The organism is Streptomyces sp. NPDC051738 (assembly GCF_044453205.1).
Taxonomy (GTDB): Bacteria; Actinomycetota; Actinomycetes; order Streptomycetales; family Streptomycetaceae; genus Streptomyces.
Window position 1 is genome coordinate 1 of record NZ_JBITCM010000054.1, and the last position, 3,207, is coordinate 3,207.

The following is a 3,207-nucleotide window of genomic DNA, read 5'->3' on the forward strand; positions in this document are numbered from 1 at the left end:
AGCCGGTGGCCGTTCATCTATGCGGGCATCAGCCAGAAGCCGGAGCAAACCCCCGGATCAGGTCGAACCCGTACACCACTTCCCTGGACGCAACCGGAGCCGCCAAGCTCCACGAGCCAACCATCAGGCTCCATTTCCCAATCTGCGTCGGGGAGCCTCACGACAACATCACTGCCGCAGATGGACGCACGGGATGCCTGCGAGACGATCCACTGGGCCTTTCTGTCCTCCGAGGCCCCGTCGTTGTGGCATCGCTCAGCCACCGCGATCCAACACTTCGACAGAATGCCAACCGACTAGTACTCCAGCCGTAGATCGTGATCTCGATGGTGAGGGGCGCCGAGGCGACAGTCGGACAGCGTCGACCATCTGGCCGAGACCGCCCACGCCGTCGGCTCCTTCTCCCTCTACCCGAGTTCACCGAGACGGAGGGCGTCCCTTATCTCGCTGAGCTTCGCGGTCGTCGCCGGGGTCTGCTCCTGCGCTTGTTCAGCGAGTCGGAGGGCATCGTCAATCTCGCTGAGCTTCGCCGAGGACAGGACGGCCGCCCGCTCTATCAGGTCGTCCCGTGACACAGTGGTCAGCCACGTGCAAGGGGTGAAGCCTGGACGCGGGAACGCGAGCCGCAGCACGCCTTCGAACGGCACTCCTTCACCGGCGCCCACCATCACTTCGATGCCCAGACCGCTAATGTCGACGCCCGCCGGAGCGACGACCTGCATCACCCGGATCCCGGACGCGTCGTCTCCCGACAGCAGTACGACCAACCTCCGCTCGTCGAACTGGACCCACCAGACTTCGCCACGTTGCACAAGTCCTCCAGACACAGGACGGCAGACAGACGCTGCGCGAGCCTGACGCGCTGTGGAGACGGGTGCGGCCACCGTTGATCATCGGTGTGTGAAGACTGAAGATCACGCGGTGGCCGCAGGTCACAGCGTAAACCCTGCCCACTGGCAGGAGGCGTTCGAGGGCCTGATGAGCCGGATAGCGGGACGGTTCACGCGGGTCGAATCCCGGCGCCGAGCCCGGAAGTTGGTACTCGGCCTGCTGTCGGACCTGCCGCGCAAGAACTGCTGGACCATCGCCGAGTGGGCCGGGGACAGGACCCCGGACGGCATGCAGCACCTGCTCGGGCGGGCCAAGTGGGACGCCGACCAGGTCCGCGACGACGTGGGTGACTACGTGGTGGAGCATCTGCACGACGACGAGGCGGTGCTGGTGGTCGACTAGACCGGCGACGTGAAGAAGGGCACCGACACTGTCGGTGTCCAGCGCCAGTACACCGGCACCGCCGGACGCGTCGAGAACAGCCAGGTAGCCGTTTACCTCGCCTACTCGACCCCGCGAGGGCACGCGGCGATCGACCGGGAACTCTATGTTCCGCGTTCCTGGACCTCCGACCCCGACCGCTGCCGGGCCGCCGGACTCGGTGACAAGACGGAGTTCGCGACCAAGCCAGAGCTGGCCGCCCGCATGGTCACCCGATTCCTGGACGCGGGCCACCGTGCCGCATGGGTCGCGGGAGACGAGGTCTACGGCGGCAACCCGAGGCTGCGCGCCGCGCTGGAGGAACGCCGCACCGGCTACGTCCTAGCGGTGGCCTGCTCGCACGAAGTCACCACAGGCGCCGGGAAGTTCCGGGCGGACACGCTGGCCAGGAAGGTGCCCAAGAGGGCCTGGCAGAAGGTGTCCGCAGGGGTCGGAGCCAAGGGCCACCGCTTCTACGACTGGGCCGTCATCGACCTCACCGACCCCCGGCCCGGGAGCCAGCAGTTGCTGATCCGCCGCAACCGCAGCACCGGCGAACTCGCGTACTACCGCTGCTACTCGCCGGCCGCAGTGCCGCTGACCACCCTGGTGCGCGCGCACGCCTTCCTCGCCGTCGTCCGCGCGAACGAACACGACCGTCATCCCTCACCCGACAAGCTGATACCGCTCACCTGCAACGAGATCCAACGACTGTTCATCACGCTCGTCATCCAACGCGTCTTTGACCCTGTCCACCGGCTTGGCTGGTCCGTCTGGCGACGCCGCCACCAGGCCCGATCCCAGACCAGCCACTACCGACGACAAGCCGCTCAAGCATGAAGATCACGATCTACGGCTGGAGTACTAGGAGGACCAACCCGTGACTTTGAATCCCAACTGGCGCACCAGCTCCTACACAGGAACCGAGAACTGCGTTGAGGTCGCCGACAACGACCCCACCGCGGTCAGGGACCGAGACACCAAGGACCGAGAGCACGGGCTCATGGTCCTTCGGCCGGCCAGCTGGGCGCGCTTCGTCGAGTTCACGAAGCAGCTACCGCTGTAGCGACACCACTAACCAGCCTGCTCATCGCCCTGATGCTCTGGCCGGTGGCCTGTATCGTGCTGGGAGCCAGGTCGGCCGCAGGCTTATCCGCCGTACGGGCAGCACACCTGCTCGTGGACATTGCCGACGACCTCGACCTCACGGCCTTTGACGAGTTCCTCTGATTCCGCGCGCTTCTGGAGTACAGCAGCCCGGTCGCCGAAGGCGAGGACGTCGTGCCACTCGGTCTCGCCGTTCTCCAGGTGCACGGCCAGGGGGAACTTGCCAACCAGCTTGCCTGAGGCGGTGGTTCGGATGGTCGGGGTGCGTCCAAGCCGGCCGACCAGCTTCACGCGCTGGCCATCAGCTTCCTTGGTCTCCGAGGCGTCCGCCGCGGGCTCCCTACGGGCCTGGTCCTGCTCCCTGATACGGGCAGCCCGGTCGAGTGGGTGCTCGCCTTGGGAACTGCTGGAAGTCTCGGCCTCTCGCACCTTGGGTGCAGGCTGGACGTGACCGTTGCTCGTGGGATCAGGTTCTGCTGTCGCAACGCGCTGGATCATTGGGCGGTCGTCCGGATACGCACCTGGTGCGCGCTCCGTGGTGGCCTTCTCCGGAGGCTTGGGGCCGGCCACCACAACAGGTGGTGCTTCAGGCTACGAGCTGGTGAGCTCGGCAGGTGTCTGGACGGCCTCGTGGTCGGTGATGATCTGCGCGGTGTCCTCAACGTCGTCGGGAAGACCCGGGACGGAGACATGGCCCGTGTCCACCTGGTACCCCAACGTCAGTGCGCCATCAGGATGGAGAGCAACCGTTGAGTGAGCGTTTTCAGCTCGGCCATCGACCGGGTGACGCCGGTGGTGTGCGCAACGCACGAGGCTCCCGTGCCGTTGGGGGAGGTGTTCGAAGTCTCA

The 3,207-nt window shown here is 66.2% G+C and carries 4 protein-coding genes and 1 pseudogene; 2 read left to right on the top strand and 3 right to left on the bottom strand.

The annotated features are described in order from the left end of the window. Nucleotides 1–407: 407 nt before the first annotated feature. On the bottom strand, nucleotides 408–812 hold the full coding sequence (locus ACIA8X_RS46820) for a type II toxin-antitoxin system PemK/MazF family toxin (protein ID WP_283968348.1): 405 nt from the start codon (nucleotides 810–812) through the stop codon (nucleotides 408–410). Between the two features lie 166 nt (nucleotides 813–978). Between ACIA8X_RS46820 and ACIA8X_RS46825 the strand changes: the two are divergent. Then, nucleotides 979–2,091, top strand: a pseudogene (locus ACIA8X_RS46825) (IS701 family transposase). 40 nt (nucleotides 2,092–2,131) lie between these two features. Next, on the top strand, nucleotides 2,132–2,317 hold the full coding sequence (locus ACIA8X_RS46830; protein WP_393462898.1) for a DUF397 domain-containing protein: 186 nt from the start codon (nucleotides 2,132–2,134) through the stop codon (nucleotides 2,315–2,317). 83 nt (nucleotides 2,318–2,400) lie between these two features. Here ACIA8X_RS46830 and ACIA8X_RS46835 read toward each other — a convergent pair whose 3' ends face one another. Beyond that, entirely contained in the window at nucleotides 2,401–2,856 is a 456-nt protein-coding gene (locus tag ACIA8X_RS46835; protein WP_393462897.1) for a single-stranded DNA-binding protein, read from the bottom strand. Nucleotides 2,857–2,949: 93 nt separating this feature from the next. After that, a complete protein-coding gene (locus ACIA8X_RS46840; RefSeq protein WP_393462896.1) occupies nucleotides 2,950–3,075 on the bottom strand; it encodes a hypothetical protein in 126 nt (41 codons plus the stop codon). Between the last annotated feature and the right edge of the window lie 132 nt (nucleotides 3,076–3,207).